The organism is Streptomyces katrae (assembly GCF_002028425.1).
Taxonomy (GTDB): Bacteria; Actinomycetota; Actinomycetes; order Streptomycetales; family Streptomycetaceae; genus Streptomyces; species Streptomyces katrae_A.
Window position 1 is genome coordinate 1,854,156 of the sequence record NZ_CP020042.1, and the last position, 16,847, is coordinate 1,871,002.

11 protein-coding genes are annotated in these 16,847 nt (G+C 72.4%); 3 read left to right on the forward strand and 8 right to left on the reverse strand.

Annotated features, from left to right (window positions below; genetic code table 11):
* Nucleotides 1-191: 191 nt before the first annotated feature.
* From B4U46_RS08455 to B4U46_RS08480, 6 genes are all read right to left on the reverse strand, one after another.
* Nucleotides 192-713 (reverse strand): hypothetical protein, encoded by a 522-nt coding sequence (locus B4U46_RS08455; RefSeq protein WP_079425493.1) that lies wholly within the window; start codon nucleotides 711-713, stop codon nucleotides 192-194.
* Nucleotides 698-1,735 (reverse strand): ParA family protein, encoded by a 1,038-nt coding sequence (locus tag B4U46_RS08460; protein WP_237292736.1) that lies wholly within the window; start codon nucleotides 1,733-1,735, stop codon nucleotides 698-700. Before B4U46_RS08460 ends, B4U46_RS08455 begins: the two co-directional genes overlap by 16 nt.
* A gap of 449 nt (nucleotides 1,736-2,184) precedes the next feature.
* Entirely contained in the window at nucleotides 2,185-3,300 is a 1,116-nt protein-coding gene (gene ald / locus B4U46_RS08465) for an alanine dehydrogenase (protein WP_079425497.1), read from the reverse strand.
* A gap of 152 nt (nucleotides 3,301-3,452) precedes the next feature.
* Nucleotides 3,453-5,504 carry a tetratricopeptide repeat protein gene (locus B4U46_RS08470; protein ID WP_079425499.1) on the reverse strand — a complete coding sequence of 684 codons (2,052 nt, stop codon included), beginning with the start codon at nucleotides 5,502-5,504 and terminating at the stop codon, nucleotides 3,453-3,455.
* 121 nt (nucleotides 5,505-5,625) lie between these two features.
* The gene (locus B4U46_RS08475) at nucleotides 5,626-6,276 is read right to left on the reverse strand and encodes an NUDIX domain-containing protein (RefSeq protein WP_079425501.1); all 651 of its coding nucleotides are present in this window, start codon (nucleotides 6,274-6,276) and stop codon (nucleotides 5,626-5,628) included.
* Between the two features lie 74 nt (nucleotides 6,277-6,350).
* The gene (locus B4U46_RS08480; RefSeq protein WP_237292739.1) at nucleotides 6,351-7,985 is read right to left on the reverse strand and encodes a CTP synthase; all 1,635 of its coding nucleotides are present in this window, start codon (nucleotides 7,983-7,985) and stop codon (nucleotides 6,351-6,353) included.
* Nucleotides 7,986-8,430: 445 nt separating this feature from the next.
* Here B4U46_RS08480 and B4U46_RS08485 point away from each other — a divergent pair, with 445 nt between their 5' ends.
* Both B4U46_RS08485 and B4U46_RS08490 read left to right on the forward strand, forming a co-directional pair.
* Nucleotides 8,431-10,284, forward strand: coding sequence for a glycoside hydrolase family 15 protein (locus B4U46_RS08485; RefSeq protein ID WP_079425505.1), 1,854 nt, complete (start codon nucleotides 8,431-8,433; stop codon nucleotides 10,282-10,284).
* Between the two features lie 89 nt (nucleotides 10,285-10,373).
* The gene (locus B4U46_RS08490) at nucleotides 10,374-11,756 is read left to right on the forward strand and encodes an FAD-binding oxidoreductase (protein WP_079425507.1); all 1,383 of its coding nucleotides are present in this window, start codon (nucleotides 10,374-10,376) and stop codon (nucleotides 11,754-11,756) included.
* A 33-nt stretch (nucleotides 11,757-11,789) separates the two neighbouring features.
* Here the strand turns inward: B4U46_RS08490 and B4U46_RS08495 are convergent, their stop codons facing one another.
* The gene (locus B4U46_RS08495) at nucleotides 11,790-13,421 is read right to left on the reverse strand and encodes a flavin monoamine oxidase family protein (RefSeq protein ID WP_167747574.1); all 1,632 of its coding nucleotides are present in this window, start codon (nucleotides 13,419-13,421) and stop codon (nucleotides 11,790-11,792) included.
* Nucleotides 13,422-13,432: 11 nt separating this feature from the next.
* Nucleotides 13,433-15,001: an APC family permease gene (locus tag B4U46_RS08500; protein ID WP_079425509.1), complete on the reverse strand. Its 1,569-nt coding sequence runs from the start codon at nucleotides 14,999-15,001 to the stop codon at nucleotides 13,433-13,435.
* 206 nt (nucleotides 15,002-15,207) lie between these two features.
* On the opposite strand from B4U46_RS08500, the gene B4U46_RS08505 reads away from it, so the two are divergent.
* Complete coding sequence (locus B4U46_RS08505) at nucleotides 15,208-16,830, forward strand: PucR family transcriptional regulator (RefSeq protein ID WP_079425511.1); 1,623 nt, start codon at nucleotides 15,208-15,210, stop codon at nucleotides 16,828-16,830.
* The last annotated feature ends 17 nt before the right edge of the window (nucleotides 16,831-16,847 follow it).

Sequence of the window (16,847 nt, forward strand, 5' to 3'; positions counted from 1 at the left end):
GGAGGTGCCCCCGGGCGAGGCTGGAAGACCCGGGGCTCCGCCCCGGACCCCGGACGTGCGCTCCGCGCACGTGCGCTCAAACGCCGCGCGGGCTGGAATTGCCGTGCCGCCGCAGGATCCTGCCCCAGCCCCAGAACGGGGGCCGCGGCTCCCCGGGGAACGGCGGAAGGCCGGGAACGGCCTCCGCGGGCTCAGCGGCCCCGCAGGCGGCGGACCAGGATGCTGGCGTCGCCCCTCGATTCGAGGTCCGCCAGGACGACCGCGACCGCCTCGCGGACGATCCGGCCCCGGTCGACCGCGAGCCCGTGCTCCCCGCGGAGCACCAGCCGGGCGTGCTCCAGGTCCATCAGCTCCTCCGCGGAGACGTAGACCGTGATCTTCTCGTCGTGCCGCTCGCGCCCGCTCGGCCGGCGGTTCGCACCCCGGCCCTGGCCCTTGCCCTGGCGCGGCCCCGGAGCGCCGGCACCGACGCCGCCGCCCGCACCGCCGGCAGAACCTTCCTGCGGCCTGCGCTGCGCGCCCACGCCCGGGCCGTCCCCGGTGGTCCTCGCCGTGCCGTCCGCCGGTGCGGCCGCCGCGTGCTCCGTACCGCCGCCCGCCACCGCCGGCGACGCCTCCTCGGCGCCCCGCCGGGGCGAGGACGACTGGAGGGCCATCCCCCCGGTCGTGCGGAACAGTTCGTCGGCGCCGGGCAGACTCACTCGGCGGGACACCGGGCGAGCACCTCCCTGGCCAGCTGGCGGTAGGCGGCGGCGCCGACGGAGTTGGAGGCGTACGTGGTGATCGGCTCGCCGGCGACCGTGGTCTCCGGGAAGCGCACGGTCCGGCCGATGACCGTGTGGTAGACGTGGTCGTCGAAGGCCTCGACCACGCGCGCCAGCACCTCCCGGCTGTGCACCGTACGGGAGTCGTACATCGTGGCGAGGATGCCGTCGAGCTCCAGCTCCGGGTTGAGCCGTTCCTGGACCTTCTCGATGGTCTCGGTCAGCAGCGCCACACCGCGCAGTGCGAAGAACTCGCATTCCAGCGGGACGATGACCTTGTGAGCCGCCGTCAGGGCGTTCACGGTCAGCAGGCCCAGCGAGGGCTGACAGTCGATCACGATGTAGTCGTAGTCGTTCATCAGCGGCTTGAGCGCCCGCTGCAGCGTCGACTCGCGCGCGACCTCGCTGACCAGCTGCACCTCGGCGGCGGACAGGTCGATGTTGCTCGGCAGCAGGTCCATGTTGGGGACCGCCGTCTTCAGCAGCACCTCGTCGGCCGACATGCCCCGCTCCATGAGCAGGTTGTAGACCGTCAGGTCGAGTTCCATCGGGTTCACGCCGAGGCCCACGGACAGCGCGCCCTGCGGGTCGAAGTCGACGAGCAGCACGCGGCGCCCGTACTCGGCGAGCGCGGCACCCAGGTTGATGGTCGACGTGGTCTTGCCGACGCCGCCCTTCTGGTTGCACATCGCGATGATCTTCGCCGGACCGTGGTCGGTCAGCGGGCCCGGGATCGGGAAGTACGGCAGCGGACGCCCGGTCGGGCCGATGCGCTCGCGGCGCTGGCGGGCAGCGTCGGGCGCGAGGGTGGCCGCGTACTCGGGGTCGGGCTCGTACTCCGCGTCGGGGTCGTAGAAGTGCCCCTCGGGCACCTGGTCGTAGTCGGCGAAACCAATGGGCGCATCGCCGCTGTGGTCGCCGGCCGTGGAGTTCACGTCTAGGCCGTCCATGCTCTTTTGGGGCGTCGTCATGTGCTGGTGGTTTGCGAAGGTGCGGACCGCGACGGAGCCGACAGCTTCGAGCCCGGCGGAACTCTGGGTCCCCTCGGGCGTCCCTGCTCGACCACCCCCAGGAGCAAATGTCGACTCATTCACAAGTCGTCTTACCTCCTCGGGCGTGACCAGGACACTTATCGATAGGTCAGCGTTGCACCATGCCGACGGTTGGCGACTCTATGGCGTGTCACCGCTCAGCGGCAACACAATCCGCCGGACCCGGCACGATGTGTCGGCAACCGAACACCACTCTGTCAAGGGCGTGCGCGCTGTCGCTGGGAAGTTTCGCGGGTGCGCGAAAGGGTTAAAGGGTTACGTTCGAGGCGAGTTGAACGGCCTGAGCGGCCGGGCCGCAAACGCGTCCGGCCGGACCTTGCGGGCAAGGTCCGGCCGGAGACGTGAGATTGACGTCAGTCGTTGACGGTTCAGCCGAGAAGCGCGCTGAGCTCGACGGACTCGAGGTTGTGGGCCTCGGCGACGGGGCCGTAAACGACCTTGCCGTCATGGGTGTTGAGGCCCAGGGCCAGCGCCGCGTCGCGACGGAGCGCCTCGGCCCAGCCGAGGTTCGCGAGCTGCACGATGTAGGGCAGCGTGGCGTTGGTCAGCGCGTAGGTGGAGGTGTTCGGCACCGCGCCCGGCATGTTGGCGACGCAGTAGAAGACCGAGTTGTGGACCTGGAAGGTCGGCTCGGCGTGGGTGGTCGGACGGGAGTCCTCGAAGCAGCCGCCCTGGTCGATGGCAATGTCGACAAGGACACTTCCGGGCTTCATCTTGGCGACGAGCTCGTTGGTGACCAGCTTCGGGGCCTTCGCACCCGGGATCAGTACGGCGCCGATGACGAGGTCGGCCTCGACCACGGCCTTCTCCAGCTCGTAGGCGTTGGAGACGATCGTCTTGATCTTCGTGCCGAAGATCTTGTCGGCCTCGCGGAGCTTGTTGATGTCCTTGTCGAGCAGGGTCACGTGGAAGCCCATGCCGATGGCGATCTGCGCCGCGTTCCAGCCGGAGACGCCGCCGCCGATGACCACGCACTCACCGGCGTGGGTGCCGGGGACACCGCCCGGGAGGACGCCGCGGCCGCCGGCCGAGCGCATCAGGTGGTAGGCGCCGACCTGCGGGGCCAGACGGCCCGCGACCTCGGACATCGGGGCGAGCAGCGGCAGCGCGCGGTTGGCGAGCTCGACCGTCTCGTACGCGATGGCGGTGGTGCCGGACTCCAGCAGGGCGTCCGTGCACTCGCGGGAGGCCGCCAGGTGCAGGTAGGTGAAGAGGGTCTGGTCCTTGCGGAGGCGGTGGTACTCCTCCGCGATCGGCTCCTTGACCTTCAGCAGCAGGTCAGCGGTGGCCCAGACCTCGTCGGCGGTGGCGAGGATCTCGGCACCGGCGGCGACGTACTCGGCGTCCGTGATCGAGGAGCCCACACCGGCGTTCTGCTCGATGAAGACCTGGTGGCCGTTGCGGACGAGCTCATGCACACCGGCGGGCGTGATGGCGACCCGGAACTCGTTGTTCTTGACCTCGCGGGGGATGCCGACCTTCATCGTCGATCACGGTCCTTGACTCAGGGGATGTTACGGGGCACTTCCATACATACCCGCCCACAAGAACGCGCAACGGGATGCACCACTGGATGTCGTGGTGAAGCCAGTCTAATGAAGGATGAGGCGCTGTCTAGCCTTGCAAACCAATAATTTCAGTCGGAGCCACTGCGGATTTCGCAGGCTGCGGGGTCGTCTCCCAGCAATCTGTCGGCCGCCGACCGGTGCAGCCGGGCGGCCGCCGGGTCGCCGAGGCGGTCCAGCGTGTCGGCGAGGCGGACCTGGAGCGCGGCCTGCAGCCGCAGGTCCCCGGCACGGCGCGCGAGCTCGATCGCCTCGCGGCAGGTGTGCAGCGATTCCTCGGGCCGCCCGGCGTACTCCTGGACGCGCGCCATCTCGCTCAACGCCTTTGCCTGCCCCGGGACATCGGCCAGCCGGCGGTAGCCCGCGGCGGCCGCGCGCCAGCTGCGCAGCGCCTCCCCGTAGCGGCCCGCGTAGGTGTGCACGTTGCCGAGCCGCCCGTACAGCCGGGCCTCGTCCGCCCGCTCCCCCCGCGCGAGGGCGTGGGCCAGGGCGCGGCCGAACCAGTCGGAGGCCCTCGGCCAGTCCGCCAGCTCCTGGTAGGCACCGCCTACGGATTCCATCGCGCGGCCGGTCGCGTACGGGTCCTTCGCGGCCTTTCCGGCGGCCAGCGCGGCCCGGTACCGCTCCAGCGCCTCGTGGGTGCGGCCGGTCGCGGCGTCCAGGTCGGCCAGGTTCAGCAGGGCCGCGGCCTGCTCCCGGTACAGGTGGCGGCGCTCCGCCACGCCGAGCACGAGCCGGTGCAGCCCGTACAGCTCGGGGGCGGCCTCCTCGGTGCCCCGGTGCGCGGCCAGGGCTCTGACCAGTGCGGAGACCAGTCTGCGGGCCAGGGTGTCCAGGCCGCCGTCGGCCACGGCCAGGGTGGCGGAGGCGGTCAGCGCGGGCAGCCGGGTGTCCAGCCAGGTGACGGCGGCCCGCCGGTCGGGGAAGCGGAGGGCGCGCGGGAGCCCGTCCAGGGCCTCCCGCGCCTCGGCGGCCTCCTCCTCGGGCAGCTCGGCCATGGCCCGGCAGGAGGTCAGCAGGCGCACGGTCCGCTCCAGCATCCGGGCCCGGGCCAGCTGCACCTCGGCGGGCCGCTCCTTGGACTCCAGCAGGGACCGGAGGAAGGGCGCGAGGCAGCCGGGGAGCCGGAAGAGGCCGTCGCGTTCGTGCCGTACGAGGCCCAGCCGGGCGAAGTCCTCCAGGGTGGACTGGGCCGCGGCCACGGAGCAGCCCGCGAGGGCGGAGGTGGTGTGGGAGTCGAGCATCCCGGCGGGGGCGAGCGGCAGCAGGCGGACGGTGCGCTGGGCGGGCTGCGGGAGGGACTCGTAGACGATCCGGAAGGCGCGGCCGAGCGGGCCGGAGGTGCCCGGGGGCATCTCGTGGAGCTGCTTGGCCAGGTCGGCGACGGCGGCCTTGGGGTGCGTGGCGAGCCAGCCGCCCGCCAGGGTGAGCACGGCCGGCAGCCCCCCGCACTCCTCGGCAAGGTCCTCGGCGGCGGTCGGGTCGACGGTGATCCGGGTGTCCCCGATGATCCGGCCGAGCAGGGCGACGGCGGAGGCGGTGTCCAGCCCGCCGAGGGTGCAGGGACGGACGTCGGGGATGCCGGTGAGGGGGCCCTCGGCGGTGACGACGACCAGGCACTCGGGGGTGTCGGGGAGCAGGGCGTCGACCTGGTGGGGGTCGGCGGCGTCGTCGAGCAGCAGGATCGCCCGCCGGTTCCTGAGGGTTTCGCGCAGGGCGGCGCTGAGGTCGTCCTCGCAGGCGCCGGGCGGGGTGCGCTCCCCGAGGCCCTCCAGCAGGGTGCGGACGGCCCGATCGGTCTCCAGGGGTTCGCCGCCGGGGGCGCTGAGCCGGACGCGGACCAGGCCGTCGGGGTATTCGTCGGCGACCTCGCGCACGAAGGCCTCGGCGAGGGCGGTCCGGCCGGAGCCGGGGCGTCCGGCGACGAGCAGCACCCGCGCGCGGGGCGACTTGGCCTTGCGGCCGGAGAGGGTGTCGAGCCCGGTCCGCGCGATGTCCTCGCGCAGCTCCTTCAGCTCACGCCGCCGCCCGACGAAATCCGCCACGGATCCGCTCCTCTCCCTGCCTTCGGGTTGCTGAGCGTAGTTCACGCAGAGCGACGGACCGTGTGGAGCGTGGCCCATAGATCGCCCGATCGGATCAGCGGATGGGCCTACTAATCCCCCGGGGGCCACTTCCCCCGTTCCCGAAGGGCGGGGCGGGGAGAAGCACCGCGCAGCGGCACCCGCACACCGCCCGGCGGGACTACGCCTCGTACGGCCGGGCCGGCCACGGGGCGTCCGCCGGGCGGAGGGCGTCGAGGCCCGCCTCGGAGGCGAGGGCGGCCGTCACGGCCAGGACACCCGTCACCAGCGCCGGGTTCCCGAGCTCGCCGGAGAGGACGCCCCGTACCAGAACCTCCCGCTCCACCCACTCCACCCGCATGTCCGCCTCCTCGGAATCCGTCTCGGCGTAGCGGACCCCGTCCGCCTCCGCCACGTCCCGCGCGAGGAAGATCCGGACCGCCTCGTCGGAGCCGCCCGGGGAGGCGTAGAAGTCGGCGAGCACCCGCCACTCCCCCGCCTTGACGTGCGCCTCCTCGTACAGCTCCCGCTGGGCCGCGTGCAGCGGGTTCTCGCCGGGTACGTCGAGCAGCCCGGCCGGCAGCTCCCACAGCCGGCGCCGCACCGGGTGCCGGTACTGGTTGATCACCAGCACCCGCCCCGCCCCGTCCAGGGCGAGCACGCACACCGACCCCGGGTGCACCTGGTAGTCGCGCCGGGCCACGGACCCGTCCGGCATCCGCACCTCGTCGGAGTCGACCGCCGTCTTGGCGCCCTGGAACGGCCGCCTGGTCGACAGGGTCTCCCAGGATTCCGCGGTGTCCTTGATTGCGGTGCCGGTGTCGATGTCCATGCCGATGTCCTCCCACGACGTGCGACGGCCGGGATACGGAAGATCCGTACCCCGGCCGTCTACGTTACCGAGCGTCAGCCCTGCTGCTTGCGCTCCACCGCGGCCTTGACCAGGCCCGCGAAGAGCGGGTGCGGCCGGGTCGGGCGGGAGCGGAGCTCCGGGTGGGCCTGGGTGGCCACCAGGTAGGGGTGGACCTCGCGCGGGTACTCGACGTACTCGACGAGCTTGTTGTCCGGGGAGGTGCCGGAGAAGACCAGGCCGGCCTTCTTCTCCAGCTCGCCGCGGTAGGCGTTGTTCACCTCGTAGCGGTGGCGGTGGCGCTCGTCCACGTACGCCTGGTCGCCGTAGACCTCGCGCACGATGGAACCCTCGGCCAGCTTCGCCGGGTACATGCCCAGGCGCATCGTTCCGCCCAGGTCGCCCGCGCCCTCGACGAAGGCCAGCTGCTCCTCCATGGTCGAGATGACCGGGTGCGGGGTCGAGGGCTCGAACTCGGTGGAGTTCGCCTCCTCGATGCCCGCGAGGTTGCGCGCGGCCTCGATGACCACGCACTGCAGGCCCAGGCACAGGCCGAGCAGCGGGATCTTGTTCTCGCGGGCGTAGGTGATCGCGCCGACCTTGCCGTTCACACCGCGGTCGCCGAAGCCGCCGGGGACGCAGATCGCGTCCACGTCGGACAGCTGCGCGGCGGCGCCGGCCGGGGTCTTGCAGTCGTCGGAGGTGACCCACTTGATCTGGACGCGGGCCCGGTTGGCGAAACCGCCGGCGCGCAGCGCCTCGGTCACCGACAGGTAGGCGTCGGGCAGGTCGATGTACTTGCCGACCAGCGCGACCTTGACCTCGTGGTCGGGGTTGTGGACCCGGTCGAGCAGGTCCTCCCACACCGTCCAGTCGACGTCGCGGAAGGGCAGGTCGAGCTTGCGGACGACATAGGCGTCCAGGCCCTCGGTGTGCAGCACCTTCGGGATGTCGTAGATCGACTTGGCGTCGATCGCCGCGACCACGGCCGCCTCGTCCACGTCGCACATCAGCGAGATCTTGCGCTTGATGGAGGTGGGGACGTCGCGGTCGGCGCGCAGCACGATCGCGTCGGGCTGGATGCCGATGTTGCGCAGCGCGGCGACGGAGTGCTGGGTCGGCTTGGTCTTCAGCTCACCGGAGGGGCCGATGTAGGGGAGCAGCGAGATGTGCACGACGAAGACGTTGTCGCGGCCGACCTCGTGGCGGACCTGGCGGACGGTCTCCAGGAACGGCAGCGACTCGATGTCGCCGACCGTGCCGCCGACCTCCGTGATGACCACGTCGACGTCGTCGGTGGCCATGCGGCGGATGCGGTGCTTGATCTCGTTGGTGATGTGCGGGATGACCTGCACGGTGTCGCCGAGGTACTCGCCGCGCCGCTCCTTGGCGATGACCTGCGAGTAGACCTGGCCGGTGGTGACGTTGGCCGAGCCGTCGAGGTCGACGTCGAGGAAGCGCTCGTAGTGGCCGATGTCCAGGTCGGTCTCGGCGCCGTCGTTGGTGACGAACACCTCACCGTGCTGGAACGGGTTCATCGTGCCGGGGTCGACGTTCAGGTACGGGTCGAGCTTCTGCATCGTGACCCGCAGGCCGCGCGCCTTGAGCAGCGCACCCAGGCTGGAGGCCGTCAGGCCCTTGCCGAGGGACGAAGCGACACCCCCGGTGACGAAGATGTGCTTGGTCGTCATGGCTGTGCTGTTTCGGAAAGCAGCGGGCGGCATAGCCAAGAGGGGGCTCCCGTGGTCGCGAGGTGAGGTGCGTCCGGCGACTTCTCCCGTTTCCGGGGGTGCCGAAGCTGCGGTTTCGGGGCTCCTGATTCGCACAGGCAGACCACCGGTCCACGGGGTACCAGCCTATCAGCGCCCGGGGCGGTCCGCCTCCGGGCGCGCTGCGCACCGGCCCCGCCCGCGACCCCGCGGCGCCGTCCGGCGGCGGCGTTCCCCCAGGTCACCCGTTCGGCCGAGTGACATTGTCCCAAGACTTAAGGAGATCACTAGGGTGCGCTCATACCTTGCTCGGATACCGCTGCACATCGCCGCCGAGCAGTCCGGCGAACGGCGTAACAACGCCGGTTCCGGCAATGTAGGACTCGACGCGGGGATCCCTGCGCACAGGAGACCGCGCGACAGCGCAATGCAAGCGCCCTACGGGGCGGACGTGGCCGTTCGACTGGAGAGCAACGTGTCCGGGCGCATCGAGGATTACGCACTGATCGGGGACATGCAGACCGCGGCGCTGGTCTGCCGGGACGGGGCGGTGGACTGGCTCTGCCTGCCCCGCTTCGACTCCCATGCCGTCTTCGCGAGCCTTCTGGGCACCGATGAACACGGGTTCTGGCGGATCGGCCCGTCGTTCCCGCCGGGGACGGAGCCGCCGAAGGCGACCCGCCGCCGCTACCGGGGCGACTCGCTGGTGCTGGAGTCGGAGTGGGACACCCCACGCGGGACCGTCCGCGTCATCGACTTCATGCCGCCCCGCGAGGGGCACGCACCGCAGCTCATCCGCATCGTCGAGGGGGTCAGCGGCCGCGTCCCGATGCGTTCGGCGCTGCGGATGCGCTTCAGCTACGGGCGGGTCGTGCCCTGGGTGCACAAGGTGGAGGGGCGGACGGTGGCCGTCGCGGGCCCCGACTCCGTGTGGCTCGACGCCGACGCGGACACCTACGGCAAGGACCTGACGACCTACTCGGACTTCACCGTCGCCCCGGGCGACCGGGTCGCCTTCGCCATCAGCTGGCAGCCCTCCCACCTGGGGGCCCCGCAGGCCCCGGAGGCCGAGGCGGCCCTGGAGGCCACGTCCGAGTTCTGGCGCGAGTGGGTCGACCTGTGCACGTACCACGGGCCCTACCGGGAGGCGGTGATCCGCTCCCTGATCACCCTCAAGGCCCTGACGTACGCCCCCACGGGCGGGATCGTCGCCGCGCCGACCACCTCCCTGCCGGAGGAGATCGGCGGGGTCCGCAACTGGGACTACCGCTACACCTGGCTGCGCGACGCCGCCATCACCCTCTCCTCGCTCCTGCGCACCGGCTACCGCGGCGAGGCCGCGGCCTGGCGGGACTGGCTGCTGCGCGCGGTCGCCGGCGACCCGGAGAACCTCCAGATCATGTACGGGATCGCCGGCGAGCGGGAGCTGGGCGAGACGGAGCTCGACTGGCTGCCCGGCTACGAGAACTCGGCCCCCGTGCGCGTCGGCAACGGCGCCGCCCACCAGCTCCAGCTCGACGTCTACGGCGAGGTCACCGAGGCCCTGCACCTGGGCCACATGACCGGTCTGGCCCGCAACGACTACGCCTCGGTGCTCCAGCTCAAGCTGATCCGCTACCTGGAGATCCACTGGAACGAGCCGGACGAGGGCATCTGGGAGGTGCGCGGCCCGCGCCGGCACTTCGTGCACTCGAAGGTGATGGCGTGGGTGGCCGTCGACCGCACCATCAAGCTGATCGAGAGCGGGGACGCGGACGGCCCGCTCGAGCGCTGGCGGGCCCTGCGCGACGAGATCCACGCGGACGTGTGCGAGAAGGGCTACGACCCGGAGCGCAACACCTTCACCCAGTCCTACGGCTCCCAGGAGCTGGACGCCTCGCTGCTGCTGATCCCGCAGATGGGCTTCCTGCCCCCCGACGACAAGCGGGTCATCGGCACGATCGAGGCGATCCAGCGCGAACTGTCCACCCCGGACGGCTTCATCCTGCGCTACCCGACGGCGGGCGAGGAGGCCGGCGTGGACGGCCTGGAGGGCGACGAGGGCGCTTTCCTGGCCTGTTCCTTCTGGATGGCCGACGACCTCGCGATGATCGGCCGGGTCGACGAGGCCCGCCGCCTCTTCGAGAAGCTGCTGTCGCTCCGCAACGACCTGGGGCTGCTGGCGGAGGAGTGGGACCCCAAGCTCCAGCGCCAGGTCGGGAACTTCCCCCAGGCCTTCAGCCACGTTCCGCTGATCGACACCGCGCTGCGGCTGACCGCGAGCGGGGCGTACGGGGGCTGAGGGGCGGCCGGGCCACCGTCGCGCGGCCCTCGGGCCGCCCGCCTAACCTGGAAGGGTCCCACGCCCTTCTGGGGAAAGGGGGGGTAGCGATGGCGCCCCTCTCGAAGGCGGCCACGGCGCTTGCCGCGCTCCGCGAGGACCTGGCCGGGGAGGTCTTCGCCCCCGACGACCCCGGGTACGACGAGGCCAGGACGGTCTTCAACGCGATGGTCGACCGCAGGCCCGCGGTGATCGCCCAGTGCGAGAGCACGCCCGACGTGGTCACGGCGGTGCGCTTCGCCCGGGACCTGGACCTGCCGGTGGCGGTGCGCGGCGGCGGGCACAGCGTGGCGGGGATGTCCCTGAACGACGGCGCGGTGGTCGTGGACCTGCGCCGGATGCACGAGGTCACCGTCCATCCGGCGGCGAAGGCCGTGCGGATCGCGGGCGGGGCGACGATGAGCCACCTGGACCGGGCCTGCGAGCCGTACGCGCTGGCGACCACCGGGGGCCGGGCCTCCACCACGGGCGTCGGCGGCTTCGTCCTGGGCGGGGGCACGGGCTGGCTGGACCGGAAGTTCGGGCTGGCCGTCGACAACCTGCTGGGCGTGGAGCTGGTCACGGCGGACGGCGCGCTGCTGGACGTCACGGCCGAGGAACATCCGGAGCTGTTCTGGGGGCTGCACGGCGGCGGCGGGAACTTCGGCATCGCCACCTCGCTGACGCTGCGTCTGCACGAACTGCCCGCCCTGTCCATCGCCATGGTCTTCTACCTGCCGGAGCGCGGGCCCGAGGTGCTCCGCGCGTACCGGGACGTCATCGAGACCGGCCCGGACGCGGCCGGCGGCGGCTTCCTCTACCTGACCGGGCCGCCCGCGCCGTTCGTCCCGCCGCACCTGGTCGGCCTGCTGCTGGCCGGTGCGCTGGTGACCTATGCGGGGCCGGAGGAGGAACTGCGCAGGCTCGCCGGCCCGCTGCTGGCGGTCCCGCACGAGGCGGAGGTCGTCACGGCCATCCCGTACGCGGAGCTGCAGTGCATGCTCGACGATCCGCCGGGGCTGCGGAACTACTGGTCGGCGGAGTACCTGACCGGGGTGCCGGACGCGTTCGTGGACGTGTTCTGCGCCCGGGCCGCCTCGATGCCGGTGCCGACCGGCACCCAGCACGTGGTGTGGCCGCAGGGCGGGGCCATCGCGGCGGCCGGGGGCGACTACCCGGTGCCGTACCGGGACGCGCCGTGGGCGGTGCACCCGTTCGGGATGTGGGAGGACCCCGCCGACGACGAGCGGGTGGTCCGGTGGGTCAGGGACGTCCGCGCCGACGTCCAGCCGTGGTCGACCGGCGCGGTGTACCTGAACTTCACCGGGGACGAGGGCGCGGACCGGGTGGTGGCCGGGCTGGGCGCCGACAACATGCGGCGGCTGGCGCGGCTGAAGCGGGAGTACGACCCGGACAACGTCTTCCGCTTCAACCACAACATCCCGCCCGTGTGAGGGCCGGTCCCGGTCCCGGGTGGGGGCGGAGGCCTACTGGAGGGCGGCGATCACCTCGCGGGCCGCGCGCTCGCCCTCGGTGGCGCCGCCTTCCATGAAGCCCTGGAAGTCGTAGCTGCAGTGCTCGCCGCCGATGTGGACGTTGCCCTGCGCGGTGCCCTCGTACTTGGCGTAGCGGTGCAGGTAGCCGGTGGGCCAGTACGAGTAGGCGCCCAGGGAGTAGGGGTTGCGGTGCCAGGCGGAGAGCTGGGCGCGGCCCGTCCAGACCGCCTTCGTGCCGGGGAAGAAGGAGTCGACGCCGGTCAGGACCCGGCCGGCCAGGTCGCGGACGTAGGGGTCGGACTCGGTGGCGAAGGGGGTGGCGGGGGTGAGCGCCCCGGCGAGGGAGCCGCCGCCGTACTGGAGCAGGATGCCGCCGGTGCCGGGCTGGACCTTGGTGGTGTCCCAGGTCTGCTGGACGGCGGAGTCGGTGAAGCAGTCGCCGGAGGAGACTCCGGGCCAGGGGCCGGTGCCGCGCCAGGGGCGGGCGGTGAACTGCATGTTGAGTTTGGTGCAGTAGCCCATCCGGGCGTCGCGCAGCAGGCTGCGCATGAGGGGGTCGAAGCCCGCCTGCGAGGTGTCCAGGCGCTGGAGGATCGGCAGGGGGACGCACAGGACGGTGTGGTCGGCGGTGGCGGTGCGCACGGCGCCGGAGTCGTCGAAGGTGAGGGTCTGCGTGCCGTCGGCGTTGGCGCGTACGGCGACCAGTTCGCGGCCCATGACCAGCGTGCCGGGGTTCAGTGCGGCGGCGATGGCGTTCGGGAGCCGGTCGTTGCCGCCGATGACGTGGTAGCGCTCGTTGGACAGGCCCCAGACGTTGAAGTTGCCCGGGTTGGGCTGGTAGCCCATCAGCAGGACCAGGGCCAGGGCGGACTGTGCCTGGGTGTCGGCGCCGTACTCGACGTTGTAGGCGACGTCGATGAACCGGCCGAGGAGGGAGCGGTGTCCGCCGGGGACGCGGGTCTCGATCCACTCGTACAGGGTCATGTCGTCGAGGGCCGTGCCGGCGGGGGTCGAGGAGTTCCAGGAGACCTCTCCGGCGTCCTGGAGGTCGCGGTGCAGGGCCTGGTAGACGGCCTTGAAGTCCTCGTCGGCCTGGCTGCGGGGGTAGTAGGAGCCGTTGAACCAGAGGACTTCCTCCGCCCCGTTGGGGCCGCCGCCGAGGAAGTCCTCCAGGGGCAGGCCGAAGCGGCGGCACAGTTCCTGGATCTTCTTGTGGCTGGTGTCGATGAGCTCGCCGCCGATCTCGGAGGTCTGCCCGTACGCCCAGTGGTCGCGCTGGGTCCACATGCGGCCGCCGACGCGGGCCGGGTTGGCCTCGTAGAGGGTGCAGGGGATGCCGGCGTCCTGGAGGGTGAGGGCGGCGGTGAGGCCGGAGATGCCGGCGCCGACGACGGCGACGCGGGCGGGGCCGGAGGGTCTCTTCGCCGGGGCCGGAGCGGGGGTGGCGGCGTGGGCGAGGGTGGCGGGGGCCAGGGCGGCGGTGAGGCCGAGGGCGGCGGCCCGGCCGAGGAGTTCTCGGCGGCTGGAGCCGCGCACCTCGGCGACGGGCAGGCGGAGCCGGCGGGCGGCTGCGTGGTCGGCGGCGATCCGGCGCAGGGCGTGCATGAGCGGTGTGCGGGCCATGGCGGGGCTCCTCAGACGGTCGCGGCGGTCGGGTCGGTGGGGGCGGGCGGCGCGGGGGGTGCGGTCTCGTCGGTGCGCTCGGCGGCGTCCTCCAGGACGATCCGGCCGATGATCTCGTAGCGTTCGGGGGCCTTCCGCTTGAGCCAGAGGCCCAGGCCCAGTCCGCCGAAGAAGACCGCGCCGACGATCCAGGGGATCAGCTTGAAGAAGAGGGAGCCGGCGGCGGCCCCGGCCGCGGTCTGCATGTTGAGGACCAGCAGGACCACGACGGCGGTCATCCCGATCCCGCCGAGCAGCGGGGCGGTGAAGGTGCGGAACCAGTGCCGGTCCTCGGGGTGGTTCCTGCGGAAGTAGCCGATGACGGCGAAGGAGCACAGGGTCTGCACGATGAGGATGGCCATCGTGCCGAGAATCGCGAGCAGGGTGTACAGGTGCAGGTACGGGTCCTGGCCGGTGAGCCAGAACCCGGCGACCAGACCGGTGGCGATGACGGTCTGCACGACGGAGGACAGGTACGGGGACCCGTGCCGGGGGTGGGTGCGGCCGAGGGCGGGGTGGAGGAAGCCCTCGCGGCCGATGGCGTAGAGGTAGCGGGCGGCGCACTGGTGGAAGGCCATCCCGCAGGCGAAGGAGCCGGTGAGGAGCAGCCACTGGAAGGCGTCGACGGCCCAGGCCCCGATGAAGTGCTGGGCGGGGGCGAAGAACAGGTCCAGGGGGCTGGCGGAGGCGGACAGTTCGACGGACTTCGCCAGGCCGTTGCCGGAGATGGTCATCCAGGAGACGTAGATGTAGAAGAGGCCGACGCCGGTGACGGAGACGAGGGTGGCCCTGGGGATGACCCGCTTGGGGTCGCGGGACTCCTCCCCGTACATGGCGGTGGACTCGAAGCCGACCCAGGACCAGAAGGCGAAGAAGAGGCCGAGCCCGGCGGAGGTGCCGGTGAAGGCGTTCTTCGGGTTGACCGGTTCGAGGGGGATCCCGTCGGGGCCGCCCCCCGCGACCAGGACCGCGGTGGCCACCGCGAAGAGGACGGCGATCTCCGCGACCAGCATCACGCCGAGTGCCTTGGCGGTGAGGTTGATGTCGAAGTGGGCGAGGACGGCGGTGACGGCGAGCATCGCGGCCGCGTAGACGATCCAGGGCAGGTCGACGCCGAGCTGGTCGTGGACGGTGGTCTTGGCGAAGTAGGAGAAGACGCCGACGATGGAGGCCTCGAAGACGACGTAGGCGAGGACGGCGAGCATGCCGGAGGCCATGCCGGCGATCCGGCCGAGGCCGTGCGAGATGTAGCCGTAGAAGGCTCCGGCGGCGGTGATCCGCTTGGCCATCGCGACGTAGCCGACCGCGAAGACGGTCAGGACGAGGGTGGCGAAGAGGTAGACGGCGGGGGCGCCGGTCCCGTTGCCGAAGCCGACGGCGATGGGGAGGTTGCCGGTCATCGCGGTGATCGGCGCGGCGGTGGCGACGGCCATGAAGACCACGCCGACCAGGCCCACGGAGTTGGCCTTGAGGCGCTGGACCGGTGGTGTTCCCGGTGCCCCGGGGGAGGTGGGCGGGGGCGTGGTGCCGGCTCTGCTCATGGGTCGTCCTCGTTCCTGTCGGGAGGGCGTTCGCGAGGCCGCCACTCTCCACCCGGGTGACGTACGCCACAATCGGCACGCGGTCGGATAATCGCCTTGCGGGAACGACGAGTTGTCGGCCCGGCCGGGGGACATGGGGGACATGCCGGGCGCCGTTACCACCCGGTGATGCGCTCGGAACGGGGCGGCCGGTAGCGTCCCGCGATATGGACAACCAGGGCGGGATCACCGTTCAGCGGGCGCTGGAGCTGCCGGGACTGCGCAGCGGGCTGCCGGAGGTGGTGGCCTGCGCCGACCGTCTCGGGCGGACCGTGCGCTGGGTGCACGCGGGCGAGGTGCCGAACATCGCGTCGCTGCTGAAGGGCGGCGAGCTGCTGCTGACCACCGGGCTGGGGCTGGGCACCCGGCCCGCCGAGCAGCGCGCGTTCGTACGGCGTCTCGCGGACCGGGGCATCGCCGCGCTGGTCGTCGAGCTCGGGCCGCGGTTCACCCGGCTGCCGGCGACCCTGGTGGAGACCGCGCGGACGGCCGGGCTGCCGCTGGTCCAGCTGCACCGGGAAGTCCCCTTCGTCGCCGTGACGGAGGAGATCCACACCGAGATCGTCAACCACCACTACGCACTCCTCCAGCGGGCCGAGGAGGTCCACCGGCGTTGCACGGAGGCCCTGTTGGGGGGTGGCGGGATCCCGCAGGTGCTGCGCATCCTGGCCGACTTCACGGCCAACCCGGTCTTCCTGGAGACCCCGGACGGCCAACTGCTGTACGCGGCCGGGCCGGTGGCCGGGGAGGCCGCGGCGGACCCGCTTCAGGTGTGGGAGGGGCTGCGGGGACAGCGCGTGGCCGAGCCGTCGGCGAACGCGGTGGTGGTGGACGTGCCGGGCGGCGGCCACGGCACGGGCTCGGTGCGGGCGCGGGTCGTGCTGGTGGGGGTGGCGGCGCCGCTGCTGCCGGTCCACCGGATGGCGGCCGAGCGGACGGCGGGGGTGCTGGCGGTGGTCCTGATGCAGGCCCGGCAGGAGGAGGAGCTCGCCGCACGCGGCCGGGGCGACTTCCTGACGGACCTGGCGGAGGGGCGGATCTCGGCGGAGGACGCCCCGGCGCAGGCCCGGGTCCTGGGCTTCCGTCCGGGGGCGGGACCGCTGCTGCCGCTGGTGATGCGGCTGTCCTCGGAGCTGGTCCCGTCCGGGAACTGGTCGGTGCTGGCCCGGGCGGTGCAGGAGGAGCTGTCCTCGGTCGGGGTGCCGGTGCTGCTGGGCGTCCGCCCGGTGGAGGGACGGGTACCGCTGCTGGTGTCGCTGCGGGCGGAGTCGGAGCGCACGGCCGTCGCCGACCGGGTCGCCGCCGCGCTGCGGGCCGGGGTGGAACGGGCCGGCCTGGACCGGGCCGGGGCCCCGCCGGTGGTGGTCGCCGGCGTCTCCGGCAGCTGGGCGGCGGCCTCGGCGGGCCTGCGCCACGCCGCGGAGACGGCCACCGCCGCCCACGGCCTGCCGGCCCGGCCCTGGTACGACGCCCGCCGCCTGGACATCGACCTGCTGCTGTGGCGGCTGCGGGAGCACCCCGACCTGGCGGCGTTCGTGGACCGGGCGATCGGGGCCCTGCGCACCCACGACGCCACGTCCCGGCCGCCGCTGCTGCCCACCCTGGAGACGTACCTGGCCCATGCGGGGCGCAAGGCGGAGACGGCACGGGAGCTGCACCTGAACCGGCAGACCCTGTACAACCGGCTGGCCCGCATCTCGGAGCTGCTGGGCACGGACCTCGACGACCCGGAAACGGTCCTGTCCCTGAGCCTGGCGCTGCGCGCCCGCAGGCACACCACACCGTCGTAAGGGGGCGGGGGCGCCGG

Bases quoted from the DNA above. Each gene is read 5' to 3' on its own strand.
- ald (WP_079425497.1), bottom strand. From the start codon at position 3,300: ATGAAGGTCGGCATCCCCCGCGAGGTCAAGAACAACGAGTTCCGGGTC.
- B4U46_RS08500 (WP_079425509.1), bottom strand. From the start codon at position 15,001: ATGAGCAGAGCCGGCACCACGCCCCCGCCCACCTCCCCCGGGGCACCG.
- B4U46_RS08490 (WP_079425507.1), top strand. From the start codon at position 10,374: ATGGCGCCCCTCTCGAAGGCGGCCACGGCGCTTGCCGCGCTCCGCGAG.
- B4U46_RS08470 (WP_079425499.1), bottom strand. From the start codon at position 5,504: ATGGGCCACGCTCCACACGGTCCGTCGCTCTGCGTGAACTACGCTCAG.
- B4U46_RS08480 (WP_237292739.1), bottom strand. From the start codon at position 7,985: ATGACGACCAAGCACATCTTCGTCACCGGGGGTGTCGCTTCGTCCCTC.
- B4U46_RS08475 (WP_079425501.1), bottom strand. From the start codon at position 6,276: ATGGACATCGACACCGGCACCGCAATCAAGGACACCGCGGAATCCTGG.
- B4U46_RS08460 (WP_237292736.1), bottom strand. From the start codon at position 1,735: ATGACGACGCCCCAAAAGAGCATGGACGGCCTAGACGTGAACTCCACG.
- B4U46_RS08495 (WP_167747574.1), bottom strand. From the start codon at position 13,421: ATGGCCCGCACACCGCTCATGCACGCCCTGCGCCGGATCGCCGCCGAC.
- B4U46_RS08505 (WP_079425511.1), top strand. From the start codon at position 15,208: ATGGACAACCAGGGCGGGATCACCGTTCAGCGGGCGCTGGAGCTGCCG.
- B4U46_RS08485 (WP_079425505.1), top strand. From the start codon at position 8,431: ATGCAAGCGCCCTACGGGGCGGACGTGGCCGTTCGACTGGAGAGCAAC.